The following is a 5890-nucleotide window of genomic DNA, read 5'->3' on the forward strand; positions in this document are numbered from 1 at the left end:
GCGACTCAATATAACTGACTAAAACTAAAGAACCGAAGTTCTTTATTATTCTGAATAAATAAATTTATTCGTGTGTCACTTTTATTGATGAGTAATCTATTCACGAAGTGAAAAGTTACTGCCTTGTACTATATAAATAACAAAAGGACTTTGATTTTTTTGAAATCACATCAACAATAAGTGTCCACACAGATTGTTTGATTAAATTGTTAAAGAGCGTGCCTTTCGGCGAGGTGCGTATATTACGCTACCTGCAAACGATGTCAAGGGCCAATATGATGTTTTCAATCAACGTTTAACGTTATTAAAAACTTAACCTCTTTCGTTCTAAGTAACCGGATTAACTTGCGTCTTTCCCGTTTCCGTGGATGCGCATTATAGAGATTTAGATGACGCTGGCAAGCGTTTAATTGCGATAAAATTCTGACTGCTTGTTTGTTAAACAACGCCCGATATTTCTTCATTTATATGCTAGTTTAAAACAATCCTTATTTTAATTGAATTATAACTAGTACCTGCCAAGGCGATTTAGGTAACATAGCGCCCTTTCTTGTTTCAGTTTTATTTTGAGTGGTATTTTATGACATTTTCTTTGGGTCAACGTTGGATTAGTGATACAGAATCCGAATTAGGATTAGGCACCATTGTCGCCTTAGAGGGACGTATGTTGACGGTGTTATTCGCAGCTTCAGGTGAGCAACGTTTGTACGCTATTGAAGAAGCCCCTATTACACGTGTTCGTTTTAATATCGGGGATGAGATCCTTAGCCATGACGACTCTACCTTATTGGTTAATGAAGTCGTCGAACAGGACAACTTAATAACCTATATAGGAACACGAATAGATGATGGTTCAACAAGCGAATTAAGAGAAACGTTCCTAAATAATTTCATCAAGTTTAATAAACCGCAGGATAAACTATTTGCCGGTCAGATTGATAAATTCGATCGTTTCGTGCTGCGTTATAACTCTTTAACCAATCAGCATGAGCAACAAAAATCCAAACTGCGTGGTTTATTAGGTGCGCGAGTAGATCTTATTCCCCATCAGTTTTATATTGCAGAAGAAGTGGGTAAACGTCATGCTCCGCGTGTTTTATTAGCCGATGAAGTGGGTCTTGGTAAAACCATTGAAGCGGGGTTAATTATCCACCAGCAATTAGTCACCGGTCGCGCTAAACGTATATTGATTGTTTTACCTGAAAATTTACAGCATCAGTGGTTAGTGGAAATGATGCGACGTTTTAATTTACATTTTAGTATTTTTGATGATTCACGCTGTAATGAAGCTTATCTTGATTCGATTAACCCCTTTGAAACTGAACAATTAGTGCTGTGCAGTATTAATTTATTACGTAAAAAGACCCACTTCGAAAATGCATTAGAAGCGGATTGGGATCTGCTGATTGTTGATGAAGCGCACCATCTTATTTGGGATAAAGAAAAACCAAGCCGCGAATATCAGGTTGTTGAAGCATTATCAAAAAGTATTCCCGGCATTTTATTACTGACCGCCACACCGGAGCAACTGGGTCACGAGAGCCATTTTGCGCGTTTAAGGTTATTAGATCCAAATCGTTTCTTTGATTACCAAAAATTTATCCAGGAAGAAGTGGGTTACAAACCCGTTGCCACTGCGATTAATGAACTGCTGGAAAGCAATCAATTATCCAATGAATCGAAGAACAGCATTACCGAGCTACTCAGTGAACAGGATGTGCAACCCTTGTTTAATGTCATTGATGACATTTCCCTTGATAAAAGTGAACGTCAAACTGCACAGCATGAATTGATAAATAACTTGTTAGACAGACATGGCACCGGGCGTTTATTATTCCGTAATACCCGTTCAGCTATTCAAGGCTTTCCCAAACGCTGCTTAAAAACAATTGCTCTGCCTTTGCCTGAGCAATATGTCACCGCGATAAAAGTGTCTAAAATGTTGCCTTCAGGCACGCTTCAGGAACAAGCCTTTCGAGCACTGTATCCTGAACAGATTTATCAGGCCTTTGAAGGGGAGAAAAGCAATTCCTGGTGTTTATTCGATCCGCGCATAAATTGGTTAATTGATCTTATTCAGCAGTTAAAAGGGGAAAAGATCTTAATTATTGCCGCACAAGCTGAAACCGCATTAGCACTTGAAGAGGCATTACGCACTCGAGAAGCGATTAAAGCGGCGGTTTTTCATGAAGGTTTATCATTAATTGAACGCGATAAAGCGGCGGCCTATTTTGCGCAAACTGAAGACGGTGCGCAGGTGATGATCTGTTCTGAAATTGGATCAGAAGGACGTAACTTCCAATTTGCCCATCAGCTGGTATTATTTGACCTGCCTATTAACCCGGATCTTCTTGAGCAGCGTATTGGTCGTTTAGACAGAATCGGGCAACGTTGTGATATTCAAATCTATACTCCTTACTTAAAGGGAACGTCCCAGGAACATCTGCAAAAATGGTATGAACAAGGTCTACAGGCATTCACGCAGACAACGCCCACCGGGCAAACTATTTTTGAGTTAGTTAAAGAGGATTTAATTAATTTACTGGCGACGGGCGCAAACGATAATGGTGAAGTAGATAAACTCATTAAGCTGACACGCAGCCATAACGACAAGCTTAAAAAGCAGCTTGAACAAGGCCGTGACAAATTATTAGAAATCAACTCCAGTGGTATCCTGCATCACAGTGATCTGCTTGATGATATTACGGAAATCGATCAGAAACCGGATTTCACCCAGTTTGCGCTGCAGCTTTTTGATGTAGTGGGAGTACAGCAGGAAGACAGAGGTGATCACTGTTTAGTGGTCCGCCCTACTGACCATATGCTGACCAGTGATTTCCCCGGGTTATCGGAAGAAGGTGCAACTATCACCTTCAACAGAAAAACTGCATTAAGTCGTGATGATGTACAATTTTTAACTTGGGAACATCCTATGATAAGCGGCGGTATGGAGATGATCTTAAGCTCCGATACCGGTACAACGGCGGTGGCCATTTTAAAGAACAATTCAATGCCCGCTGCGACGACGTTCCTAGAATTAATCTATGTGGTAGAAGCAATCAATACCGATAATGCACAATTAAAGCGTTTCTTACCCACCACCCCTATTCGTTTGTTATTGGATAAAAATTCAAAAGATTTAGGACAGAATGTCACCTTCGCCAGTTTTAACCGCCAGTTAACCCCCATTAACCGGCATATCAGTCGCAAAATAGCCAATACCTCGCAGCCTTTAATCCATCAATTGATTAAGGACTCGCTACCAGCGGCGCAAAAATTAATGGCTGATATTATTGACCAGGCAAAACACAATATGCGCCAGACATTGCAGCAGGAACAAGACCGTCTGCAGGCATTAAAAGCGGTCAATCCAAATATCCGCGAAGAAGAGATCCAATATTTACGGGATCAGCAAAGCAACTTTGAACAGATATTAGAGAAAACCCAATTAAAACTTGATGCCATCAGATTTATTGTTTCAACACAATCTTAATCAGACAAGCTGCGAGTAACGAGCCTCTAACTTCGAATTTCGTAGCTCGTGACTCGTGACTCGTGACTAAGATACTGGCCGACAGCTGATAGCTAACAGCTGTCAGCTTTATTTCGAGCTTACCCAATTTAAACTTAAAGCAGATATTCCTATGCCAAATTTTGTTTACACCCCACCAACAACACCCTATTTAGATATTATCTATCAGGATGAAGATATTGTTGTTCTAAATAAACCTTCCGGTTTATTAAGTGTCCCCGGCCGCGAGAAAAAACATCGCGACAGTTTGGCATTGCGTATTTTACGTGTATGGCCAAATGCATCCGTTGTCCACCGTTTAGACATGGCAACCTCCGGGATTCTTATTTTGACCATGCGCAAATCCGCACAGAGTCATATGGGACGACAATTTCAACAAAAAATAATAGATAAAACCTACTACGCACGCGTTGAAGGTATTATTAAAGAGGATAGCGGATTGATTGATTTACCTATTCGTTGTGACTGGGAAAACCGTCCGCGTCAGATTGTTGATTTTGAACTGGGTAAAAGTTCACAAACACAGTGGTCCGTGGTTAAAAGAGAAAAGTTAACCACCCTGGTTTGTTTAAAACCTCTAACGGGACGGACTCATCAGTTGCGCATACATCTGCAGGCGATTGGCCACCCGATTGTCGGCGATGAATTTTACGCAACCGAGTTCGGTCAGAAATTTTCACCTCAGCGGCTTGCCTTACACGCGGCAAGCATAACCCTAACCCACCCTTCAACGGAAAATAGGGTTAGCTTTAACTGCCCCCCTCCCTTTGCGGAGATTTAACCTGTAAATGGGATCTTTAAAATGACCTAATGGGGCAGATTCAAGTCATTTAGAGTTTAATAGACAATGACAATCAAGTTAATATGTTTAAACGACTTTACAAGCACAGAGACTCTTGTCAGAATTCTATTTTATTTAAATATGATAAAAATTGCGGGGTTTGATATACTTAAAAGTTATATCAAGTGACATAATTGTACTGCTAAAAAAGCTTAAAAGTGTAAAAACAGTAGCCGACAACAGATTTTTTCACTAGTATCGACGACGTTATAAAATACATTCATAAAACACAAAAATGTATAGATCTCACTTTGAGTTCCCCTCTTTTTTGTTGTACTTACGACAAAGAAAAACAAAGATGCAGCAAGGCCTACAAAGCCGGATCAAGACGTTTAAGTTAATTAAATAAAAGCCTGTACAAATAAAAGCTGAATATGATCTAGATCTATTTCTGCCTTTGCTTTGTACGTAAAATCAACCATTCATAATAACAAGCGATCATGGACTTACTATGCAAATAGGTATACCTAGAGAGAGCCAAGAGAATGAAAACCGCGTAGCTGCAACACCGAATACGGTTGCGCTGCTGATTAAACAAGGTTTTACTTTTCTTGTGGAAACAAACGCCGGAATAGCTGCTAGCTTTTCTGATCAAGCTTACCAGAATTCCGGTGCAGAAATTGGCACTGATAAAGATTTAGTATGGCAATCGGATATTATTTTCAAAGTTAATGCGCCTACCGATACTGAAATCACCTTAATGAAGGAAGGCGCTACTTTAGTCAGCTTCATTTGGCCAGCACAAAACCCTGAGTTACTGGAAAAATTAACCAGTAAAAAAATCAATGTTATTGCAATGGATTCAGTACCACGTACTTCCCGTGCACAGGCACTTGATGCGCTCAGCTCGATGGCGAATATCGCAGGTTACCGTGCAGTTATTGAAGCCGCTAATCAGTTTGGTCGTTTCTTTACCGGGCAGATCACCGCAGCAGGTAAAGTGCCACCCGCTAAAGTACTGATTATAGGCGCGGGTGTTGCGGGTCTTTCTGCATTAGGCACCGCCGGTAGTTTAGGCGCAATTGTGCGCGCATTTGATACTCGTCCTGAAGTAAAAGAACAAGTTGAAAGTATGGGCGCCGAATTCTTAGTCGTTGAATACGAAGAAGAAACGGAAGTCAGCAGTTCAGGTTATGCCAAGACCATGAGCGAGGGTTATCAAAAAGCGCAATCTGCAATGATGGCTGAACAAGCTAAAGACGTTGATATCATTATCACCACCGCACTTATTCCTGGTAAACCGGCACCGCTTCTTGTTACAAAAGAGATGATAGCGTCGATGAAAGCGGGCAGTGTGATAGTCGACTTAGCAGCACAAGCAGGCGGTAACGCGGCTCTAACGGTTAAAGATGAAGTTTTCTTAACCGATAACGGTGTAAAAATCATCGGTTACACGGATCTTCCAAGCCGTTTACCGACGCAATCAAGCCAACTTTATTCAACCAACTTAGTTAACTTGATGAAGCTGCTTTGTAAAGACAAAGACGGCATTATCAATATTGATTTTGAAGATGAAG

Annotated in this window: 3 protein-coding genes; all 3 read left to right on the forward strand. The window is 40.7% G+C overall.

What is annotated here, in order from left to right:
• Nucleotides 1-580 precede the first annotated feature (580 nt).
• The gene (gene rapA / locus ACJAZP_RS19720) at nt 581-3493 is read left to right on the forward strand and encodes an RNA polymerase-associated protein RapA (RefSeq protein WP_415232446.1); all 2913 of its coding nucleotides are present in this window, start codon (nt 581-583) and stop codon (nt 3491-3493) included.
• A 151-nt stretch (nt 3494-3644) separates the two neighbouring features.
• Nucleotides 3645-4313 (forward strand): RluA family pseudouridine synthase, encoded by a 669-nt coding sequence (locus ACJAZP_RS19725; protein ID WP_415232447.1) that lies wholly within the window; start codon nt 3645-3647, stop codon nt 4311-4313.
• Nucleotides 4314-4824: 511 nt separating this feature from the next.
• Nucleotides 4825-5890: Re/Si-specific NAD(P)(+) transhydrogenase subunit alpha (locus tag ACJAZP_RS19730; RefSeq protein WP_415232448.1), on the forward strand; the 1066-nt coding region annotated here is incomplete at its 3' end.

This window comes from Psychromonas sp., from assembly GCF_047632955.1.
Taxonomy (GTDB): domain Bacteria; phylum Pseudomonadota; class Gammaproteobacteria; order Enterobacterales; family Psychromonadaceae; genus Psychromonas.

Coding starts and splice junctions, on each gene's coding strand:
- rapA (WP_415232446.1), top strand. CDS start 581: ATGACATTTTCTTTGGGTCAACGTTGGATTAGTGATACAGAATCCGAA.
- ACJAZP_RS19725 (WP_415232447.1), top strand. CDS start 3,645: ATGCCAAATTTTGTTTACACCCCACCAACAACACCCTATTTAGATATT.